Annotated in this window: 12 protein-coding genes; 10 read left to right on the top strand and 2 right to left on the bottom strand. The window is 63.9% G+C overall.

Annotation, left to right across the window (positions count from 1 at the left end; genetic code table 11):
* The first annotated feature begins 85 nt into the window (after positions 1-85).
* From rpoB to CXY81_RS12245, 4 genes are all read left to right on the top strand, one after another.
* Positions 86-3,580, top strand: coding sequence for a DNA-directed RNA polymerase subunit beta (gene rpoB / locus CXY81_RS12260; protein WP_104100993.1), 3,495 nt, complete (start codon positions 86-88; stop codon positions 3,578-3,580).
* Between the two features lie 45 nt (positions 3,581-3,625).
* The gene (locus CXY81_RS12255; RefSeq protein WP_104100992.1) at positions 3,626-7,537 is read left to right on the top strand and encodes a DNA-directed RNA polymerase subunit beta'; all 3,912 of its coding nucleotides are present in this window, start codon (positions 3,626-3,628) and stop codon (positions 7,535-7,537) included.
* A gap of 180 nt (positions 7,538-7,717) precedes the next feature.
* On the top strand, positions 7,718-8,374 hold the full coding sequence (locus CXY81_RS12250) for a hypothetical protein (protein WP_146067690.1): 657 nt from the start codon (positions 7,718-7,720) through the stop codon (positions 8,372-8,374).
* An 84-nt stretch (positions 8,375-8,458) separates the two neighbouring features.
* Positions 8,459-11,353 (top strand): bifunctional diguanylate cyclase/phosphodiesterase, encoded by a 2,895-nt coding sequence (locus tag CXY81_RS12245; RefSeq protein ID WP_104194987.1) that lies wholly within the window; start codon positions 8,459-8,461, stop codon positions 11,351-11,353.
* A 72-nt stretch (positions 11,354-11,425) separates the two neighbouring features.
* Here CXY81_RS12245 and CXY81_RS12240 read toward each other — a convergent pair whose 3' ends face one another.
* Both CXY81_RS12240 and CXY81_RS12235 read right to left on the bottom strand, forming a co-directional pair.
* On the bottom strand, positions 11,426-13,825 hold the full coding sequence (locus CXY81_RS12240; protein ID WP_104194986.1) for a glycosyltransferase family 2 protein: 2,400 nt from the start codon (positions 13,823-13,825) through the stop codon (positions 11,426-11,428).
* A gap of 303 nt (positions 13,826-14,128) precedes the next feature.
* Positions 14,129-15,640: a DUF222 domain-containing protein gene (locus CXY81_RS12235; RefSeq protein WP_104194985.1), complete on the bottom strand. Its 1,512-nt coding sequence runs from the start codon at positions 15,638-15,640 to the stop codon at positions 14,129-14,131.
* 295 nt (positions 15,641-15,935) lie between these two features.
* On the opposite strand from CXY81_RS12235, the gene CXY81_RS12230 reads away from it, so the two are divergent.
* The 6 genes from CXY81_RS12230 (at position 15,936) to CXY81_RS12205 (ending at position 22,305) form a co-directional block, all read left to right on the top strand.
* Positions 15,936-16,358, top strand: a complete 423-nt coding sequence (locus CXY81_RS12230; RefSeq protein WP_104194984.1) for a hypothetical protein — start codon at positions 15,936-15,938, stop codon at positions 16,356-16,358.
* Between the two features lie 406 nt (positions 16,359-16,764).
* Entirely contained in the window at positions 16,765-18,435 is a 1,671-nt protein-coding gene (locus tag CXY81_RS12225) for a GspE/PulE family protein (protein WP_104194983.1), read from the top strand.
* Between the two features lie 19 nt (positions 18,436-18,454).
* Positions 18,455-19,873, top strand: a complete 1,419-nt coding sequence (locus tag CXY81_RS12220; protein ID WP_104194982.1) for a type IV pilus twitching motility protein PilT — start codon at positions 18,455-18,457, stop codon at positions 19,871-19,873.
* Complete coding sequence (locus CXY81_RS12215) at positions 19,873-21,102, top strand: type II secretion system F family protein (protein WP_158252060.1); 1,230 nt, start codon at positions 19,873-19,875, stop codon at positions 21,100-21,102. Before CXY81_RS12220 ends, CXY81_RS12215 begins: the two co-directional genes overlap by 1 nt.
* Positions 21,103-21,289: 187 nt before the next feature.
* Positions 21,290-21,745 (top strand): type II secretion system protein, encoded by a 456-nt coding sequence (locus CXY81_RS17300; protein ID WP_104194981.1) that lies wholly within the window; start codon positions 21,290-21,292, stop codon positions 21,743-21,745.
* Positions 21,746-21,864: 119 nt separating this feature from the next.
* Positions 21,865-22,305 (top strand): prepilin-type N-terminal cleavage/methylation domain-containing protein, encoded by a 441-nt coding sequence (locus CXY81_RS12205; RefSeq protein ID WP_158252059.1) that lies wholly within the window; start codon positions 21,865-21,867, stop codon positions 22,303-22,305.
* Positions 22,306-22,308: the final 3 nt, after the last annotated feature.

The raw sequence follows: 22,308 nt of genomic DNA, 5'->3' as shown, positions 1-22,308 counted from the left end.
CAGAACTCGAGGGTCTGAGGAGTTCGTACTCGGTATTCCTTACTAACAGTGACTAGACCTGACGGGGTCCACGGAGGTTATTTCCTTGGCTGCTGCGCGCAACGCAACCACCAACTCACCCAAGAACGGACGCGCCGCTGGCCGTCTTTCGTTCGCGAAGATCACCGACAATCTGACTGTTCCGGATCTGCTTGCTTTGCAGACCGAGAGCTTCGATTGGCTCGTCGGTAACGACAACTGGAAACAGCGTGTCGCAGAAGGCCAGGCGGCCGGTCGACAGGACCTGCCGACTCGCACCGGGCTCGACGAGATCTTCGAAGAGATCTCACCCATCGAGGACCTCGGCGAAACGATGCAGCTGTCGTTCACCAACCCGGAGCTCGAGCCGGAGAAGTACACCATTGACGAGTGCAAGGAAAAGGGTAAGACCTACTCCGCACCTCTCTATGTGAACGCTGAGTTCATGAACCACCTCACCGGTGAGATCAAGACCCAGACCGTGTTCATGGGTGACTTCCCGCTGATGACCCCCAAGGGCACCTTCGTGATCAACGGCACGGAGCGTGTCGTCGTATCACAGCTGGTCCGCTCCCCGGGCGTTTACTTCGACCGCCAGCAGGAGAAGACGTCCGACAAGGACATCTACTCCGCTCGCGTCATCCCGAGCCGCGGTGCCTGGCTCGAATTCGAGATCGACAAGCGCGACCAGGTCGGCGTTCGCATCGACCGCAAGCGCAAGCAGTCCGTCACCGTCTTCCTCAAGGCCCTCGGCCTCACGAGCGAAGAGATCCTCGAGGAGTTCAAGGGCTTTGCGTCGATCGAGCTCACCCTGGAGAAGGACAACATCCTCACCAAGGAAGAAGCCCTCAAGGACATCTACCGCAAACTGCGTCCGGGCGAGCAGGTTGCCGCCGAGGCCGCGCGTGCGCTCCTCGACAACTTCTTCTTCAACTCCAAGCGCTACGACCTGGCCAAGGTCGGTCGTTACAAGATCAACCGCAAGCTCGGACTCGAAGCGCCGCTCAGCGACTCCGTGCTGACGCTCAAGGACATCCTGGCCACGATCAAGTATCTGGTTGCGCTGCACGACAACCAGACCACGATCGCCGGAGTCCGCGACGGCAAGCAGACCGACATCCGCATCGACATCGACGACATCGACCACTTCGGCAACCGTCGCATCCGTGCCGTCGGCGAGCTCATCCAGAACCAGGTGCGCACCGGCCTGTCCCGCATGGAGCGCGTCGTTCGCGAGCGAATGACCACGCAGGACATCGAAGCGATCACCCCGCAGACCCTGATCAACGTGCGCCCCGTCGTCGCCGCGATCAAGGAGTTCTTCGGTACCAGCCAGCTGTCGCAGTTCATGGACCAGAACAACCCGCTCGCCGGACTGACGCACAAGCGTCGCCTGTCCGCGCTGGGTCCGGGTGGTCTGTCCCGTGACCGTGCCGGCGTCGAGGTGCGAGACGTTCACCCCTCGCACTACGGCCGCATGTGCCCCATCGAAACCCCGGAAGGCCCGAACATCGGCCTGATCGGTTCGCTCGCCTCGTTCGCACGGATCAACGCCTTCGGTTTCATTGAGACCCCGTACCGCCGCGTCGTCGATGGCAAGGTCATGAACGACCAGATCGACTACCTCACCGCCAGCGAAGAAGACGAGTTCATCGTCGCCCAGGCGAACGCCCCGCTCACCAAGGACTGGCACTTCGCCGACGCCCGTGTTCTCGCCCGCAAGAAGGGTGGAGAGGTCGACCTCTTCCCCGCGGAAGACATTGGCTACATGGATGTTTCGCCTCGCCAGATGGTGTCCGTCGCCACCTCGCTCATCCCGTTCCTCGAGCACGACGATGCGAACCGCGCCCTCATGGGTGCCAACATGCAGCGTCAGGCCGTCCCGCTCCTGATGAGCGAGAGCCCGCTCGTCGGTACCGGCATGGAGGTCTTTGCGGCCATCGACGCCGGTGACGTGCTCACCGCCGACAAGGCCGGCGTGGTGATGGAGGTTTCGGCCGATGTCGTCACCATCCAGCTCGACGAGGGTGGCACGCAGGAGTACTACCTGCGCAAGTTCGCGCGCTCCAACCAAGGCACCAGCTACAACCACCGCGTCATCGTGCAGGCCGGCGAGCGGATCGAAGTCGGCGAAGTCATCGCCGATGGCCCCGCCACCGAAAACGGAGAACTCGCTCTCGGCAAGAACCTGCTCGTCGCGTTCATGCCGTGGGAAGGCTACAACTTCGAGGACGCGATCATCCTGAGCCAGAACCTGGTCAAGGACGACACCCTCTCGTCGATTCACATCGAGGAATACGAGGTTGACGCTCGCGACACCAAGCTGGGCAAGGAAGAGATCACTCGCGATCTGCCCAACGTGTCGCCTGATCTGCTCGCCGACCTCGACGAACGCGGCATCATCCGGATCGGTGCCGAGGTTCGCCCCGGCGACATCCTCGTCGGCAAGGTCACGCCCAAGGGCGAGACCGAGCTGTCCGCCGAGGAGCGCCTGCTGCGTGCCATCTTCAACGAGAAGAGCCGCGAAGTTCGCGACACGAGCCTCAAGGTTCCCCACGGTGAGCGCGGCACCATCATCGGTGTCAAGGTCTTTGACTCGCAGGACGGCGACGACGAGCTCGGCTCGGGCGTCAACCAGCGCGTCGCGGTCTTCATCGCGCAGAAGCGCAAGATCACCGAGGGTGACAAGCTCGCCGGCCGTCACGGCAACAAGGGTGTCATCTCCCGCATCCTGCCGATCGAGGACATGCCGTTCCTCGCCGACGGAACCCCGGTCGATATCATCCTCAACCCGCTGGGCATCCCGGGCCGCATGAACTTCGGTCAGGTCCTGGAAACCCACCTGGGCTGGATCGCCAAGCAGGGCTGGCAGGTGGAAGGCAAGCCCAAGTGGGCCGGCCGTCTGCCCGAGGCCGCGCACAGCGCAGCTCCGAACACCAAGGTCGCGACCCCGGTATTCGACGGCGCGCTTGAGGTCGAGATCGAGGGTCTCCTCGACTCGACGACCCCGACTCGTGACGGCGACCGCCTGATTGACCGCACCGGTAAGACCCAGTTGTTCGACGGCCGCTCCGGCGAGCCGTTCCCCAACCCGGTTTCCGTGGGCTACATGTACATCCTGAAGCTGCACCACCTTGTCGATGACAAGATCCACGCCCGTTCCACCGGCCCCTACTCCATGATCACGCAGCAGCCGCTGGGTGGTAAGGCGCAGTTCGGCGGACAGCGTTTCGGTGAGATGGAGGTGTGGGCGCTCGAAGCATACGGAGCCGCTTATGCCCTGCAGGAACTCCTGACCATCAAGAGCGATGACATCCTCGGCCGGGTGAAGGTCTACGAGGCCATCGTCAAGGGCGAGAACATTCAGGAGCCGGGTATCCCCGAGAGCTTCAAGGTTCTGATCAAGGAAATGCAGTCGCTGTGCCTGAACGTCGAGGTGCTGTCGAGCGACGGTACCGCCGTCAGCCTGCGCGACACGGATGACGAGGTGTTCCGCGCTGCGGAAGAGCTCGGCATCAACATTTCCACCCGGTTTGAGTCGTCTTCGATCGACGACATCTAGGCCCGGCCGATGACGAACACTTCGAATACTTTCCAAGGAGAGAAATTGCTCGACGTAACCACATTTGACGAGCTTCGCATTGGCCTTGCGACCGCCGACGACATCCGTCGCTGGTCTCACGGTGAGGTCAAGAAGCCCGAAACCATCAACTACCGCACGCTCAAGCCGGAAAAAGACGGCCTGTTCGGCGAGCAGATCTTCGGCCCGTCCAGGGACTGGGAATGCTCATGCGGCAAGTACAAGCGAGTGCGCTTCAAAGGCATCGTCTGCGAGCGCTGCGGCGTCGAGGTCACGAAGTCGTCGGTGCGCCGTGAGCGCATGGGTCACATCGAGCTCGCCGCCCCGGTCACCCACATCTGGTACTTCAAGGGTGTCCCCTCGCGTCTCGGCTACCTGCTGGACATGGCTCCGAAGGACCTCGAAAAGGTCATCTACTTCGCCGCGTACATGGTCATCACGGTTGACGAAGACGGCCGCCACCAGGACATGCCCGGCCTTGAGAACGAGCTCCGCCTCGAGATCAAGACCATCGAGGGCCAGCGCGATTCCCGCATCGCCGACCGTCTGCAGCGCCTGGAAACCGACCTCGCAGCACTGGAGGCCGAAGGCGCCAAGAGCGACCAGAAGAAGCGCACCAAGGACGCCGCCGAAAAGGAGATGAGCCAGGTCCGCAAGTCTCTCGACGAGCAGATCGCTCACCTCGAGCGCGTGTGGGAAGACTTCCGCACCCTCAAGGTCGGCGACCTAAAGCCCGAAGACTCCGTCTTCCACGAGCTGCAGGACCGTTTCGGCATGTACTTCGAGGCCTACATGGGCGCCGAAGCCATCAAGAAGCGTTTGCTGGCCTTCGACCTGGTCACCGAGAGCGAAAACCTGCACCTGCAGATCGCCGAGGGCAAGGGACAGAAGAAGATCCGTGCGATCAAGCGCCTCCGCGTGGTCAACGCGTTCATCATCACCGGCAACTCGCCGGCCGCGATGGTGCTCGACGTCGTCCCCGTGATTCCGCCCGAACTGCGCCCGATGGTGCAGCTCGACGGTGGCCGCTTCGCGACCTCCGACCTCAACGACCTCTACCGTCGCGTGATCAACCGCAACAACCGCCTGCGTCGTCTGCTTGACCTCGGTGCCCCCGAGATCATTGTGAACAACGAGAAGCGGATGCTGCAGGAGGCCGTTGACGCGCTCTTCGACAACGGTCGTCGTGGCCGCCCCGTCACGGGTACCGGTAACCGCGCCCTCAAGTCACTGAGCGACATGCTCAAGGGCAAGCAGGGTCGTTTCCGTCAGAACCTGCTCGGCAAGCGCGTCGACTACTCCGGCCGTTCGGTCATCGTCGTCGGCCCGCAGCTCAAGCTGCACCAGTGTGGTCTGCCCAAGCAGATGGCACTCGAGCTGTTCAAGCCGTTCGTGATCAAGCGCCTGATCGACCTGAGCCACGCTCAGAACATCAAGGCCGCCAAGCGCATGGTCGAACGTTCACGCCCGCAGGTCTGGGACGTGCTCGAGGAGATCATCCGCGAGCGCCCCGTGCTGCTGAACCGGGCACCGACGCTTCACCGCCTCGGCATCCAGGCGTTCGAGCCTCAGCTCGTGGAGGGTAAGGCGATCCAGCTGCACCCTCTCGTCTGTGCCGCGTTCAACGCCGACTTCGACGGTGACCAGATGGCAGTTCACCTGCCGCTGTCGATGGAAGCCCAGGCCGAAGCGCGCATCCTGATGCTCGCCTCGAACAACATTCTGAAGCCGTCTGACGGTCGCCCGGTGACCCTGCCCACCCAGGACATGATCATCGGTCTGCACCACCTGACCACGCTCAAGGAAGGCGTCATCGGCGAGGGCCGGGCGTTCTCCTCGATCGCGGAGGCGATTCTCGCTTTCGACCAGAAGAAGGACGCGAACCAGGGCCTCGACCTGAACGCCAAGGTGCGCATCCGTCTGGCCGACAAGTACTTCGAAGAGGGCACGCAGCCCGAAGGCGTCGAACTCGTCAACGGCCAGGCCGTCGGAACCGTGTTGGTGACCACCACGCTCGGCCGCGCGATCTTCAACGAGGCCATGCCGGTTGACTACCCGTACTTCGAAAAGGTCGCCGACAAGGGCAGCCTCTCGGCGATCGTCAACGACCTCGCCGAACGGTACCCGAAGGTGGAAGTCGCCGCGACGCTTGACCGCGTCAAGGACGCCGGTTTTTACTGGGCCACCCGGTCCGGTGTGACCGTGGCGCTCAGCGACATCCTGACCCCGCCGAACAAGCCGCAGATCGTTGCCGGCTATGAGAAGCAGGCCGCCAAGGTGCAGTCGCAGTTCGAGAAGGGTCTCACGACCGACCTCGAGCGTCGCCAGGAGCTCATCCAGATCTGGACCAAGGCAACCGAAGACGTTGCCGCGGCCATGCAGGAGAACTTCCCGGCCGACAACACCATCAACCGCATGGTCACCTCCGGTGCCCGTGGTAACTGGCTGCAGGTGCGGAACATCGCCGGTATGCGAGGCCTGGTCAACAACCCGAAGGGTGAGATCATTCCTCGCCCGATCATCTCGAGCTACCGCGAAGGCCTGTCCGTCGCCGAGTACTTCATTGCTACTCACGGTGCTCGTAAGGGTCTGGCCGACACGGCTCTGCGTACCGCCGACTCCGGGTACCTCACGCGTCGTCTCGTGGACGTCTCGCAGGATGTCATCATCCGCGAAGACGACTGTGGCACGACCAAGGGTCTGGAACTGCCGATCGCCGAGGTCAACCCGATGGGCGATCTCGTCCGCCACCCCAACGTGGAAAACGCGGTCTACGCTCGCAGCCTGGCCACCCCGGCGGTCAACGCCAAGGGTGAGATCGTGGCTGACGCCGGCGACGACGTGGGTGACGTGCTCATCGACAAGCTGGTCGAGGCCGGTGTCGAGACCATCAAGGTGCGCTCGGTGCTGACCTGTGAGTCGGCCGTCGGAGTGTGTGCGGTCTGCTACGGCCGCTCGCTCGCCACCGGGCTACTCGTCGACATCGGTGAGGCCGTCGGTATCATCGCCGCACAGTCCATCGGTGAACCGGGTACCCAGCTCACGATGCGTACCTTCCACACCGGTGGATCGGCATCCGCCGACGACATCACCCAGGGTCTGCCTCGTGTGCAGGAACTGTTTGAGGCCCGTACCCCCAAGGGTGCGTCGCCGATCGTCGATACCGCCGGTCGCATCACCATCGAGGACACCGACCGCAGCCGGAAGGTCATCCTGACCCCCGACAACGGCGATGAGCCGATTGCCTACCCGGTGCTCAAGCGCTCCACTCTCCTCGTCGAGGATGGCCAGCATGTCGAGCTCGGCACGCAGATCATCATCGGCGCCGTCGACCCGAAGGAAGTTCTTCGCGTCAAGGGTGTTCGCGCCGTGCAGAAGCACATCGTCGGTGGCGTGCAGGATGTCTACCGGTCGCAGGGTGTGCCGATTCACGACAAGCACATCGAGGTCATCGTTCGCCAGATGCTGCGCAAGGTGACCGTCGTCGAGCACGGCGACACCGGCCTGCTCCCCGGCGAGCTCGTTGACCGGTTGAAGTACAACGACCTCAACCGCACCGCGCTCACCGAGGGCAAGAAGACGGCGTCGGCTCGTCAAGAAGTCATGGGTATCACCAAGGCTTCGTTGGCGACCGAGTCCTGGCTGTCGGCCGCTTCCTTCCAGGAGACCACCCGGGTTCTGACCCAGGCGGCCATGGAAGGCAAGAGCGACCCGCTGATGGGCCTCAAGGAGAACGTGATCATCGGTAAGTTGATCCCGGCCGGCACCGGTCTTCCCCGCTACCGCGACGTCACCGTCGAGGCAACGGATGAAGCCAAGGCTGAGCGTTACCCGAACCGCATCTTCACCGATGATGCAGCGTTCAACGAGGGTGACCTGAGCTTCGTCGACTTCGACAGCTTTTCGTCGGATGACTTCACCCCCGGCACCTACAACTAGTCACTAGCGATAGGTTCCATGGACGGCCTCCTGCCTCGGCAGGGGGCCGTCCTCCGTTAAGCCCGTTCGCCCCCGCTGGTCGAGCCTGTCGAGACCCGGGCCTGTCGAGACCCGCGATAGGCTGGTCCAGAATCTTTCTGGGGGTATCGCATGGGTGCAGGTCCGGTGTCCGCTTCGGCAATGACGCGTCGACGGATGTGGGTGCTCCTCGGCGCCGTCGGCTCCCTGCTGGTCATCGCCCTCATTGTCCTGCTCATTGTCTGGCGGGGCGGCGCGGGCGCGCCGGAGGGAGAGGCGGTCGGGCGGCCGCAGCCGCACTCGTCCCCTGCTCCCCTGGCCCTCGCGAGTGTGCCTGCTCCGACGGCCACGACGGATGGGCCGCATCCGTCGACCTGTGATGAGCTCTACAGCCCGGCGATCGTGGCCGCTTTCGGTGACCTGGTGCTCAACCCGGCCTGGGTCGCTGAGGAGAACTCGGACGTCAACCGCGGGTCCGGCGACCCGGAGTTGATCGCCCTGATCGACGCTACCGGGGAGCGCCTCACCTGCGTGTGGGCGAACGCCAACGGCGGGTCCGGCCTGGGACTCACCACGGAGCTGGTGTGGGTGACCCCGGAACAGTCGGCTCAGATTCAAAGCCGGCTGACCGCCGCAGGAATGAACTGCTACGAGGAACTCGGCGGAATGCGTTGCCTCATCGAGACAACCGAGGATGGTGAACTCGTCGGTGAGTCGCACTTTCTTCGCGACGACATCTGGCTGGCCACTAGATATGTCAATACCGGACCGGACGGCTACACGCACGACATCATCGCCAACGTGTGGGCCGACGAGTAGTCGCCGGGGATATCCGCAATCCGCGCACAAAGTAGGGTAGAAGCAACGACCGGCAGACCTGCTTTTCGGGAGCAGAGGAACAGCATGCGGTTGGTCGGGCAGCTTGGTGGGGCGCTAGTCGGTGCCATGGGTCTCCTGGTGCTGGTCAGTTGGTACGTCGGAGCGGGCGCCCTGCCGCCCGTGCTCCGCGACCTGCTGGCGATGAAGCCGATGGCAGCCCTGGGGCTCGTGCTGGTGGCGGTTGCCGTGCTGGCCGTCGATCGTCGCAGGCTGACCGTGACCCTGGGTCTGCTGGCACTGATGATTGGCGCCCTCACAATCGCGGAGTTCGTCGTCGGCCGATCACTCGGCATCGATGTGCTCCTGCCGGGAATCGACTTCGGCGGGCGGTCGGAGCGGATGGCGCCGTCCACGTCGGTGGCGCTGGTCCTGCTCGGTGCGTCCGTCATCGCCAGCCGGGCCGCTCGATCCGCCGTGATGCTCGGCTTCGCATTCGCGGCTCTGGGCGTCAGCCTGGTCGCGATCCTGGGTTATGCCTATGGCGTCTCCTCGCTGTATTCGCTGGGCGGCTACACGAGTATGGCCTGGCAGACGGCCCTGGGCGTCGGAATCCTCGCCACGGCCCTGTTGATTCAGCGCCCCGATGCCGGTCTGATCGGCCTCTTCCGAGGCGGTGGCAGTGCGGGTCGGCTCCTCCGCCAGGTCATTCCATTCCTGGTTCTGGGACCGTTCATCCTCGGTTGGCTGCGGCTGTGGGGACAGCGCCAGGGCTGGTACGACACGGCCTTCGGCGTCGCCATCCTGATCCTCGGCATGACAGTGCTCAGCTGCGTGCTGGCGTGGGTCGCTGCCCGCCGGCTGCGTGACCTCGATCGTCAGCGTGATGGCGCGATGCAGGCTCTCGCTGAGGCCAACCACACGTTGGAGGCGACGGTCGAGAACCGAACCCGCCAGCTCGCGGAGACGGCCGACACGCTGCACACCCTCATCAAGATCGCACCCGTTGGAATCGTGCAGATGGATGCCGCGGGCAGGCTCGTGTCCGCCAACGACCAGTGGCTGGCACTCAGCGGCCTCACGAAGAGTCAGTCGCGCCGCGACGGCTGGGCCACCGCGCTCCATCCGGACGACGCGGAACGGGTGCTCCTCAGTTGGGAAGCGAGCGCCGCAGCCGGCAAGCCCTACGAAACCACCCTGCGGTTCCGCACCCCTGAGGGCCACATCAACTGGGTGCAGGTGAACACCGCCCCGATGCGTGATGAGAAGGGCATCATCGGGCACCTGGCCAGCGTCACCGATGTCACCGCGCAGCGTGAGGCCGAGAACGCGGCTACGGCCGCCGCGGCCCGGTTCGAGGCTGCCTTCGCTTCCTCGCCGTTGGGAACGGCCATCGTGACGCTCGACGGACAGGTAGTGGCCGCCAACAGGCGGCTCCTGGAACTGGCGGGTCACCAGAACCCGCTCGTCAGCGCCCATATCGAGACGATCTTCATGCCGGCTGAGGACGGTGACGATGAGGAGTCGGAGAGCGCTGCCCTGGAAGGTCCGTCGACCCGACAACGCATCGACCGACGGATGCGCCACGAAGGCAATCAGGAAACCTGGGTCAAGGTCAGCATCGCCGAGATCTTCGAGGGCGACCAGGCCGGGGGTCTGCTGTACCAGCTGGAGGACATCACCGCCCGACGCCTGGCCGAGGCGCGGGTTGAGCACCTGGCATTCCACGACCCGCTGACGAACCTGCCCAACCGTCTGCTCCTGCTCGACCGGTTGAAGCAGGCGCTTCTGCAGGCGTCGCGCCAGGGTCGCGGCGTTGCGGTGCTATTCATCGACCTCGACCGGTTCAAGTTCGTCAATGACAGCCTTGGGCACCACGCCGGTGACACAGTGCTGAACGAGGTTGCCATCCGCCTCCGGCAAAGCATCCGGGCCGGCGACACGGTGTCCCGGATCGGAGGCGACGAGTTCGTCGTGATCTGCCCGGATGTCGGTGGCAGCGAGGATGTGCACCGGATCGCCGATTCGATCCAGGCGGCCATCGCGCGGCCGATCACGATCGGCGACCAGTCGGCATCCGTCGACGCCAGCATCGGGATTGCTTTCGGCCTCGGGCACGACGATGCCGAACTGCTCCTGCGCAATGCGGATCAGGCCATGTACCTGGCGAAGGACCGCGGCCGCGCCCGCTACGAGGTCTTCGACGACGACCTGCGGTACCGCATCCATCAGCGGCTCGACAGCGAGTTGGCCCTGCGCGACGCGGTGGAACTGGGCCAGATCGAATCCTGGTATCAGCCGATCGTGGATCTGCAGGACCACAAGGTGGTGGCGACCGAGGCTTTGGCACGCTGGCGGAGGCCCGAGCGCGGGCTCGTGATGCCGGGTGACTTCATTGCTCTCGCCGAGGAAGTGGGTCTGATCAAGGGAATCGGATCGACGGTGCTCGGCCAGGCGTGCCGGGCGGCCACGGGGCTGGCTCAGGGAGTGGCGGTCAGCGTCAACGTGTCCGCGCGGCAATTCGTGCAGGATGACTTCGGTGACGTCGTCAAGCGGGCCCTCGCCGAGTCGGGTCTGCCGCCGGAACAGCTCTGGCTGGAGCTGACCGAGAGCGCGGTGCTCGACGCCATCGATTCCGCGGCCCGGACCTTCCAGGAGCTGCGGAGCCTGGGCGTGCGGCTGGCCATCGACGACTTCGGCACGGGGTATTCATCTTTCACGCACCTGCGCGCGTTCACGGTTGACCTGCTCAAGATCGACCTGACGTTCATTCGCGACGTCGAGAGCTCCGATCACGATCGCGCGATCGTGGAGGGAATCCTGCGTCTGGCCGATTCCCTGAACCTGGATGTCGTCGCCGAGGGCATCGAGACGACGAGCCAGCGGGACCTGCTGAGATCCATGGGCTGCCGCTTCGGCCAAGGCTATCTGTTCTCCAAGCCCACGCCGTCCGTGCATCCCGAAGTGCAGTTCGCCCACTAGCCCTGGCGCTCTGCGGTGCCCGGGGCGGAGGGTGATGTCGCAGCCGCCCTATGAGAGTGCCACTGCTCGGCCTTATCCCGTCGGGTTCGCCCGGTCGAATTGAAGGCCGGCCTCGTAGCCCACCCAGCGTCGTTTCACCCACCGCACCTCGGCCACCTCCGGCTGTGCCAGGCTTCCGGGGATCTCGACGATGACTAGCGCTCCCGGTTTTAGACGGTGGCGGAGCGATAGGCGGCACCCGCCGAAGCCGATGTCCTCGACCGCTGCCGTGAGCGCCCCGGGATCCCGATCCAGGGATTCCGCTTCCGGATGATCGACGACGTCGAGTGCCAGCCCTCCCGCCGCGGCGGTGGGCACGCGGTCGACGGCGAACGCGGCCTCACGTTCCCGGGCGAGTTCGAGAGCTGGGCCGCGCTCGAAGAGGGTGACGAGATGCAGAACAGCCGACGAGCTGGTAGCCATCCGAACCTGGGCGCGCCGCCAGGGAAGCGTGGGCGTTGTGGCCCCACGTACTGCACGCCAGCCGGCAGTGGCGAGGTAGGCCTTCTCCTCCTCGTCTCCCCGGACCCAGTTCGGTGATTCGGTGATCACCTGTACCAGGTCCACGGTCTGCTCCGGGGTGAGCGGATCGAAACGGAAGCCGATCGTCACACCGTCCGAGGAGTTCACGATCCAGCTGCCTATTCCGGGCAGTTCGCCGACCTCAGGGATCTGAAGAGCGGTGACCGACGATGCCTTGGAGGCGAAGCCCTTCGGGTCGAGCCGCTCCGACCAGGGAATGGATATGCGTGCCCCCATCAGGCTCAGGTCGACGAGTTCACCCGGGTGAGCGCCAAAATTCTGGAAGGCTGCGGTCACCGGTGTACTCATCGGCGTGCGCTCGGCTGACCGGAGGCGTGGACGCTCAACGCACAGAGTGACGGCCAGCACCAGGCCGACCACGAAGTACAGGCACCAGAAGACGTTGATGTACAGCGCGCTCGTGTTGGCGAGTTCCGGGCTGAGGAAGATTCCTCGCACCAGGCCGACGACCGCCAGGGTCAGAAGCACCAGGTGGGGGAGCGCGATTCGCCAGTGAAAGACCTGTTCTTTCAGGCCAACGCCCTTGGGGGTGACGTTGAAGGCTTTGACTCGCAGGCCCAGCGTCTCAGCTGCCGCGGAGAGCGCGATGGCGGGGGTCAACGCCAATTCGTAGATGTTGCTCCAGGAATGGCTCCGGCGACGTCCGACGATGATGGCGAAGCACAGCATCACGCAGAGATAGGTGGGCAGCCAGAAGATAAGCAGGGCCTCCACGCTCGTGTCCAGGGCGACCACCCCGAAAAGGAGGAAGAGCAGCGGGGTAATGATGTAGATCAGCTTGAAAACCCCGAAGTACCAGTAGACGACCGCATCGGAATAGAGCCACCTCTGCATGAGTGTGAGTCCGGGCAGGGTCAGTGGGTTCCACTTGCGGGCCGTCTGGATGTTGCCGCGGCACCAGCGGTCACGCTGCTTGAGCATGTCGGCCAGGTTCTCCGGGGCCAGCCCGGCCGCAATGATGTCCGGCACGAATTCGGTCCGGTACTTGGCCCCCTGGATCAGGAGGCCCGTGGCGAGATCCTCCGTGATCACACCCACTGCAAATCCGCCCACGCTTTCCAAAGCCGAGCGGCGGAACATCGTGTTGCTCCCCACGTACATCACCGCATTGAAGTGTGATTTGCCGGCCTGCAGGGTACGCATGAAGAAGTCCTGCTCGTTCGGCAAAGCCTGACCGGAGAACAGGTTGTACTGGAACGGGTCCTCGTTGTAGAACGCCTGGGGTGCCTGGACGAAGCCCAGCTCGGGGTCCTGAAAACGACCGACGGTGCGCTCCAGGAAGTCCGGCCGGGGAACCATGTCCGCGTCCAGGGTCACGATCAGGTCCCCGTCGCTCCGCCCAAGCGCATTGTTGAGGTTGCCGGCTTTGGCGTGAGCGTGGTCAGGCCGGATGAGATGGATGGCCCCGTACTCTTCGGCAAGTTGGCGCACTTCCTCACGCGCGCCGTCATCGCAGACGAAAACGCGAACGCCGTCGGTCGGATAGCGCATGCCCACGGCGCCGGCGATGGTCATCCGGAGCATTGACACGGGCTCGTTGTAGGTGGCAATGAACACGTCGACCCGCGGGAGCTCGTCTGCTGGCGGCAACGGCACAGTGCGCCCGGCGTATGGGGTCCAGAGGGTGACATACACCGCCAGCGATTGTGCGAATCCGAGTACTTCGACCGTCAACAGCAGAATGCCGGTCGCAGTGTTCCACCAGGCGTCGGACGGGATGGTGAACATCACGCGCCACGTGAGGTAGATGATTCGCACGACAATGGTGATCACGATGGCGGTCTTGTGCCCGAAGCCGGGGCGCCGGCGGGAACCGATCCAAAGCGTTTCCATCACGACCAGAATCAAGGCCGGATAGACAAGGATCCAGTGCCAATTTTCAATCATCATGCAGCCCCTGGTCGTTCCTAGGGAAAACCTAGCAGTGCTGGTTCAGATTCGGTGAGCATCAGAATTTACGGTTTTTCGGGGGTTTTGGTGATTGCAGGAGGGCGTTCTTGCCGGGCAGGGCCGCCGGAGTCTGCAAGCCATTGGTCGAGGTGGTGGGCTTCGGTCCAGGCGGGTGGGCGTTCGTAGCCGGGCCAGCGGCATCCGACGTAGCGGGCCACGATTCCCGCGCGTTGCCTCTCGGTGGAGAGGCTCTGCGCGAGGCCAACGTTGACGCATTGTCCGTCGTCGAGAAGTGTGACTGGACTACAGGCCCGACCTCTTACTCGGCAACGCCACCAGCGTCTGCTCTGGATCTACCTCGACCGGTGGCCCAAGCCAGTACTGCGTTCCGGTGCGGCTGATCGTCCAGTGCTGGTTGTGCAGCAGCAAATGGTGGGGATGACAGAGGAGTACCCCGTCAGCGAGGTCCGTATACCCGTTGTTTTTGAGCCACTCGTTGATGTGGTGCGCTTCTGCCCACGCTGGCGGTTTCTCACAGTCGACCCAGAGACATCCGCCGTCACGGACTGCCATTGCGGCGCGCTGTTTCTCGGTGAAGAGTCGTTCGTCGCGGCCGACGTTGATGATCTGGCCGTTGTCGTCGAATTTGATGCCGCGGGTCCCGGTGTCGCAGAGCAGCCGGTCGATGGTCTCCTGCGAGATCGGGACCGGGTTGCCCTCGATCTGCCCGTGAGCGGCCCCTTCGATGGGTTCGACTGGCCCAGATTCGCCCGTTTCAGTCTGGACGGTCGTCGGCGCCGGCCCGGTCTGGCCCTGCTGCCCGGCCTGACCGGCCCGGCCACCTTTCAGCGCCTTCTCGGTCACGATCACGCGCACCGAGGGGCGGCGCCCGCCGAAGACCCGGCCCGGGTCGGCCTCGCCGGCGATCTTCAGCAGCTGCACCAGAGAGTCAGCGGCGATCTGTTCGGTCGTGCGGGGGTCGTCTTGCATCTTCTTGGCCCAGGCCGCCCGCTCCGCGTCCACGAATCGAACCCCGCCGCGGCGCGGGCCCGTGATCGAGTCGAACGTGGAGAGCACGAACTCACCGTCTTCGGGGGCAAACAGCCCGCTGAGTCGTACGTTGCCGTTGCCCAGCCGGTAGACCCGCAGGTAGCGGTCGTCGTAGGCCTGCTTCTCCCGGGCGGCGATGCCGGCCTCGTCGAGCTGGTCGCGCATCCGTCTCGCCTGTTTGAACACCTGATCGGCATTCAGCGACGACGCCTCCGCCAGGAGCGCCTCCAGCGCCACCGCGAGCTTCTCGGCGGTGACCGAGGCGTCGATCTGGCCCAGCCCTGCGCGGATCGACTCGGCCGCGTCGACGGAGAGGGTTCCGGCGGTGACGGCCCGGGCGATCGGCGCCTGCCACGGCACCTTCGCCTCGAATTCGGCGACCTCGGCGGCATCCCTGTCGGGCGTCGAGAGCGCCGCCTCGACGAGCCTGTCGGCCGCCTCCGCATCCGCCAACATCGTGCCGACTGCGACCAGCTTGTACGCGTCGCCCTTGGACGAGCCGGTCGAGTTCTGGATCAGGGCCTCCGGCGAGAGGTACCCCTGCTGCGCCGCCAGGCCCGAGTGCCCGAGCTCCGGTCGGGAACGCTCGGCGATGGTCGCCGCCATCCAGGCAGCATAGGTATCGACGAGACGGCGGATCGAAGCGATTCGCTTCTGACCGGCCAACACCTCGGCATCAGGAAGGGCCGCGAAGTCAGCGCATGACGAGCCCAGCAGGGCCACGGCATCGGCCGCCTGCCTGAGGTCTTCCGCGAGGTTGGTCATGTTAAGAGAATACCCCAGCCCGCATCTAGTGTCGAGAGTTACTCACATAAATTACAGGAATAATCGAATATATCTCTGACCAACTCTGGCCGCTCCGAAGCCGTGCAAGGCCGCCGGTTGCCTCAATGGAGACCCCGCCTATGGTGGAGGGCACAACCTCGGAGGATGTGCCGATGAGGCCAGAGAATGCGGCCGAGAACGAGAACGCCACCGGGCATGAGCCCCGACGTCGGGCCGGCCGGCAGCCGGTCGCCGGGCCTGGACCGGGCTGGCCGTCCTCGGAGCCGCACTCCTTGTGATCCTCGTGGTGGCAGTGGTCTGGCGGAGCGGTGAGGGTTTCCCGGGCCCAGGCGAGACCACCGGAACCGCCACCGTGACGCCCGCCCCGACCAACGCACCCACCGCTACAGGTTCTCCGACCACCACCACGCCCCCGGTAACCCTCAAGCCGACGCAATCCGCACCCGGGCAGACCGCGGCGCCGGGCGTTCCACGTCCGACCGCGTGCACGCAGCTCCACAGCCCGGCCATGGTTGAGGCGCTCGGCGACCTGACCCTGAACCCCGTCTGGAGCCAGGACCCGGATGCCGGCGTGTCCCACGGCACCGACGATGCCGAGCTGCGCGTCCAGATCGACGCTCTCGACCACCTGACCTGCGTCTGGGCGAGCCCGTACGGGGATCCGACACCGGGATCATCACCACCGTGGTCTGGGTGACCCCGGAACAGAGCGCCGCGGTGGAGGCCCGGCTCGTCGCAAACGGACTGGAGTGCTTCACCCAGTCGGAGGGCCGCCGGTGCGTCATCCAGACGACACGGCAGACGGCGCTTTCGGTGAGTCCCACTTTCTGAGGGGCGGCATCTGGCTCGCCACGAAGTACACGAATGCCGGCCCGCTGGGCTACACACAGAACATCATCGACAACCTTTGGATGGGCGTCCAGACCGTTTCGAGCAGGTGTCGATGTCGTGTCGATGTCGGGTCGAAGCCCCGCCCCGTTAGGATCACTGAACAGAGGCATTTTTTCGAACCGTGTCCCCCTCATTGTGGGTCTGGCCGGATTCCCTGCCCCCGAGATAGCGTTGTCCGTTACTTACTTACCGAGCCTGTTCGAGAGGATCGCGTGGCCAGCCTCACCGAAATCTTGATCCTGCACGGTCTGCTGCCGATCGAGGAGCTCGACCACCTTATGGCCGGCGACCCCGCCGATGAGAGCGCCGTCCGCGCCCTCGTCGCCAAGGGCGTCATCACCGAGGTACAGTTCGCCAAGGCTCGGGCCCAGCAAGCCAACCTGCCCTTCGTCGAGCTGATCGACTACCCGGTCGATCGCCTCGCCGTGGCTCTCGTTCCGGTGGCCGTCTGCAAACGCCACGAAGTGCTCCCGATCGCCGTCGACGACGGCCGCCTCATCCTCGCCATGGTCGACCCCGGCAACGTCTTCGCCGTCGACGACGTGCGCGAAGCATCACGGATGCGCGTCACCCAGGTTGTCGCCGAGCGCAGCGACCTGCTCGCCGCTATCACCCGCTACCACCGCGCCGACGACGAGCTCAGCGACCTCACCTCCACACTCGAGGAAGAGAACGCCGCCACCGAGAGCTCCTCTTTCGGAGTCTCGGACTCCATCGACGACGATGCCCCAATCGTGCGGTTCGTGAACCTGTTGGTCAGCCAGGCCATCCAGGACTTGGCCTCGGACATCCACATCGAACCCGGCGAGCACAGCCTGCGGGTGCGCTACCGCATCGACGGCGTGCTGCACGAGATGCAGACCGCACCCAAGAGCATCCAGAACGGTGTTATCTCCAGGCTCAAAATCATGAGCGATATCGACATCGCCGAGCGGCGCAAACCGCAGGACGGCCGCATGACCGTGCGCCATGCCGGCCGTCAGATCGACCTGCGCGTTGCGACTCTCCCCACCGTGTGGGGCGAGAAGGTCGTCATGCGAATTCTCGACAACTCGAACACGACTCTCGACGTGCGCGCGCTGGCCCTGCTCGAGCACAACTTCGAGGCCTACAAGACCTCCTACTCCAAGCCTTACGGCATGATCCTGATCACCGGTCCGACCGGTTCGGGCAAGTCGACCACGCTCTATACGACCCTGGGTGCGGTCGCTCGCCCCGAGATCAACGTGATCACGGTCGAAGACCCGGTGGAGTACCGCATGGCGGGCATCAACCAGGTGCAGGTGAACCCGAAGGCGGGTCTCAGCTTCGCGAGTGCGCTGCGTTCCATCCTGCGAAGCGACCCGGATGTCGTACTGCTGGGTGAGATCCGCGACCACGAGACCGCGCAGATCGCTATCGAGGCCTCGCTGACCGGCCACCTCGTGCTCTCTACTTTGCACACCAACGACGCGCCGAGCGCCATCACCCGGCTGACGGAAATGGGCATTGAGCCGTTCCTCGTGGGTTCCGCCCTGGACTGCGTGGTCGCCCAGCGCCTGGCGCGGCGCCTCTGCGACAAGTGCAAGACGCCATCCGTTCTGACCCCCGACTACCTGACGCGCCTCCGCTTCGCGTTCGACCCGGAGCGCCCGCTACCCACGATCTTCGAGGCGGTCGGCTGCACGCAGTGTTCGAAGACCGGTTACCGGGGGCGCATTGCCGTGCACGAGGTGATGACCGTGACCGAGGAGATCGAGCGGCTCGCCGTCGCCCGAGCATCGAGCGCCGAAATCGGCCGGGTGGCGCGCGAACAGGGCATGATCACCCTCCGCGAGGATGGCTGGGCCAAGGCCCAAATGGGTTTGACATCGATCGAAGAAATCTTGCGAGTGGTCGCATAGTGCAAAAGGGGATATCTGCATGAGCCAGCCCATCTATGAAATTCCGGTCACGCCTCCTGGGGCTGCCGGGGGCAGCTGGAGCCTCGGCGATCCCGACCGGCGCAAAGCCGCACCGCTCGCAACGCCGCTCGCCGACGCCGCGACGACCGATACGGCCACAACCAAGGTCTATTCGCTCGATGAACTCACATCGCCAGGACGTCGTCGCTCCGCTGAACCCCCGGCCATCGCTCCTCAGGTTGCCCGGGCGGAAGCACGGCTCACCCCTGAAGAGCGTGCCGCCCTCGGCAATGCAGACCCCGACCTGGTGGCGGCGCTCGAGGAGGTCGTTCTGCGCAACGCATCCGACCTTCACGTCACGGCTGGGGCACCGCCCAGCATCCGCGTGGACGGCGGTCTTCGGCCCATTGAGGGCGCGCCACGATGGATGCCGGAAAAGGTCACAAAGGCGCTCTACAGCCTGCTGCTTCCCGAGCAGCGTGAGCGGTTCGAACGTGAACAGGAACTCGACTTCGCCTACACCGCGGGCGGGGCGCGCTTCCGTGTCAACTTCTACCAGCAGCGCAACTCCATCGGCGGAGCCTTTCGTCTGATTCCCCGCGAGATCAAGCCGCTGGAGCAGCTCGGCGTGCCGGCTTCCATTGGCAAATTCGCCGGGCTCGCTCGCGGACTCGTGCTCGTGACCGGGCCAACGGGGTCAGGCAAGTCGACGACGCTCGCTGCGATCATCGACCTCGTGAACCGCACCCGTGCGGACCACATCATGACCGTCGAAGACCCGATCGAGTTTCTCCACAGGCACCAGAAATCGCTGGTCAACCAGCGGGAAGTCGGGCACGACACCCACAGCTTCGCAAACGCGTTGAAACACGTTCTGCGCCAGGACCCCGACGTGATCTTGATCGGCGAGCTCCGCGACCTGGAGACGATCTCGGTTGCGTTAACCGCTGCCGAGACCGGCCACCTCGTCTTCGCAACTTTGCACACGCAGTCGGCGGCCCAGACAATCGACCGCGTGATCGACGTCTTCCCCCCCCATCAGCAGGGTCAGGTGCGCGCTCAGCTGGCCGCTACCCTGCAGGGCGTCGTCTGTCAGACCCTGGTGAAGAAGGCCAGCGGGAGCGGCCGTGTCGTGGCAACGGAAGTGCTCGTGACGACCCCCGCCATCGGCAACCTGATCCGCGAGGGCAAGACGTACCAGATCACCTCGATGATGCAGGCCGGTCGAGGACTGGGCATGCACACGATGGACCAGCACCTGGCGGAGCTTGTCGATGCAGGCCAGATCACCCGTGAAGCGGCGCTGGAAAAGGCGCAGGAGCCTGACGCTATCGGCCAACTGATCCAACGCGCAGAGACCCCAAGTGATGAGATCGGACGCGCGATAGCCTCCGGCGGCATCGATTTCGGAGATTCCTACTCGCGGGACAAGCGCTGATGGCGTCCACCCAGGCATACGCCTATAAGGGGCGCGATTCGGCCGGGAAGATCATCAAGGGAAAGCTGGATGCCTCGAGCGAGGCAGCAGTAGCGTCCCGGCTTAATTCGATGGGCTTGTCCCCGATTTCGATCGCCGCCTCGCCAGAGGGAACCGGACTCAGCCGGGAAATCACGATCCCGGGATTCAGCAAGGGCGTTGGCCTCAAGGACCTCGCTATCATGAGCCGGCAGATGGCGACGATGATCGGTTCAGGTTTGTCCCTGCTGCGCGCGCTCAACATCCTCGCCGAGCAAACCGAAAGTGCAGCGCTCTCGAAGCTTCTCGTATTGGTGCGTGACGATGTCGAGACGGGCACATCTATCTCCGATGCGCTTGGCAAACACCAGGAGTCGTTCCCGCCGATCATGGTCAACATGGTTCGTGCCGGTGAAACGGGCGGATTCCTCGATGGCGCTCTCGAATCAATCGCAGCGAACTTCGAAAAGGAAGTCAAGCTCCGAAACACGATCAAGTCGGCGTTGACCTACCCGGTCATCGTGCTGCTCATGTCCCTCGCAGCAGTCATGATCATGCTGATATTCATCGTGCCGATTTTTGAGGACATGTTCGAGGGCGCGGGCGATGCGCTTCCCCTCCCAACGATGATTTTGGTCTACCTTTCGCGCTCGATGGCCTGGGCAGTGCCGCTTCTTGCCGTTGTCATCATTGCCTTCAGTGTTTGGTGGAAAAAGAATAAGAACACGGAACGAGTGCGAAAGTTCGTTGACCCCCTCAAGCTCAAACTGCCGGTCTTCGGACCGCTGGCAAAGAAGATCGCCGTAGCTCGGTTCGCCCGTAACTTCTCGAACATGATCGGCGCCGGCGTGCCGATCCTTCAGGCGCTAAAGATCGTCGGAGAGACCTCGGGAAACTGGGTGATCGAGAACGCCCTCAATGAGGTCGCGGAATCGGTGCGCCAGGGTCACTCCATCTCAGCGCCTCTCCTGCACCAGCCGGTATTCCCGCCCATGGTCACCCAAATGATCGCAGTCGGTGAAGACGCCGGCTCGCTGGAAGTCATGCTCGACAAGATCGCGGACTTTTATGATGACGAGGTGCAGTCGGCTACCGAGCAACTCACCGCCATGATCGAGCCCCTCATGATCGCATTCCTGGGCGTCATCATCGGGGGCATGGTCATTGCGCTCTATATGCCGATCTTCGGCATCGCGGGCGCAATCAAATAATCGTCCGGAGCGTGCTGCGTGTTCCGTAATCACCGATGTGAATATTGACCCCCATGACTGGGGGTGTATCGAATACAAATTGCCCCCTCTCGCGGGTCGTGGGGGTTTATCGCTGCCAATACAGTGGAATCCTGATCGGCTCCCGTAAGCCGGTTCCTGTGACCCTTTTCACTGATTGGATTTCATCGTGCTCACTCGCAGCCTCAATGCCCTCAACGCCCGACGTAAGAATCCCGACGCGAACGAAAAGGGCTTCACCCTGATCGAGCTCCTCGTCGTCGTCATCATCATCGGTATCCTCGCCGCCATTGCCATCCCCGTCTACCTCGGAATCCAGAACAGTGCGAAGGAAAGTGGCGTTCAGTCGGACGCGACCAACGCCAAGATCGCCGTCATTGCGTACCAGACCGACAAGAACGCCCTTCCCGCGGCAGGAAGCATCACAGGCATCGACGCCAAATACGGGCTCACGAAGGGCGACTACACGGACACGATCGTGCTGACGGTTCCTACCACCGGAACCGGCTTCTGCGTCCAGGTAAAGAGCAATACGACACCGGCCGTGAACTTCGGTGCAACTGAAGTCCAGGGTGCGAAGAAGGGCACCTGCGCAGCCGGCGTCTTCTCAGCGGCAACCCCGTAACAGGGACCAGCTCCAGCTTGAATGCCAGTGGGGGTGAGACGCCAGCACCAGGCGTCTCACCCACACTGGGCATTTGACATTCCAGACTTCCGGGCAACTCGATGAAACGAGAGGCGCGCATGTTGCATACAGCCGACCGGCGTTACCGAGCAGTGATCCTGGAGGATCGGGGGTTTGGTCTCATCGAGGTCCTGGTATCAATGATGCTTTTTGCCGTGGTGTCCGTCGCGGCTCTTCCCCTCCTCCTGCAGTCGATAACCACTACCACTACCAACGCGAAGGTTGCGGTCGCCACGCAAATCGTCTCGCAGCAGCTCGAACAGGTCAGGTCGTCGGGGTCAAGCTGCAGTGCGATCAAATCGCTGCTGGCGACGACGCCAGCGACTGAATCCAACGACCGCGGGGTCTATCTGCCGCGATGGACGGTCGACCTTCCGGTGGGCGATGTGTGCACGGCTCCCTACCTGCGAAACGTTTCCGTTCGTGTCTGGGTGACAGAGTCCGGCTCGACAAGAGTGTTGAGCGAGGCTCTAAAGCTTGTTCTTCTGGACGCGCCATGAGGT

It is taken from the genome of Cryobacterium sp. M25 (assembly GCF_002929635.1).
Taxonomy (GTDB): Bacteria; Actinomycetota; Actinomycetes; order Actinomycetales; family Microbacteriaceae; genus Cryobacterium; species Cryobacterium sandaracinum.
The sequence above is the reverse complement of the archived record's forward strand: the minus strand, read 5'-3'. Positions and strand labels throughout refer to the sequence as shown.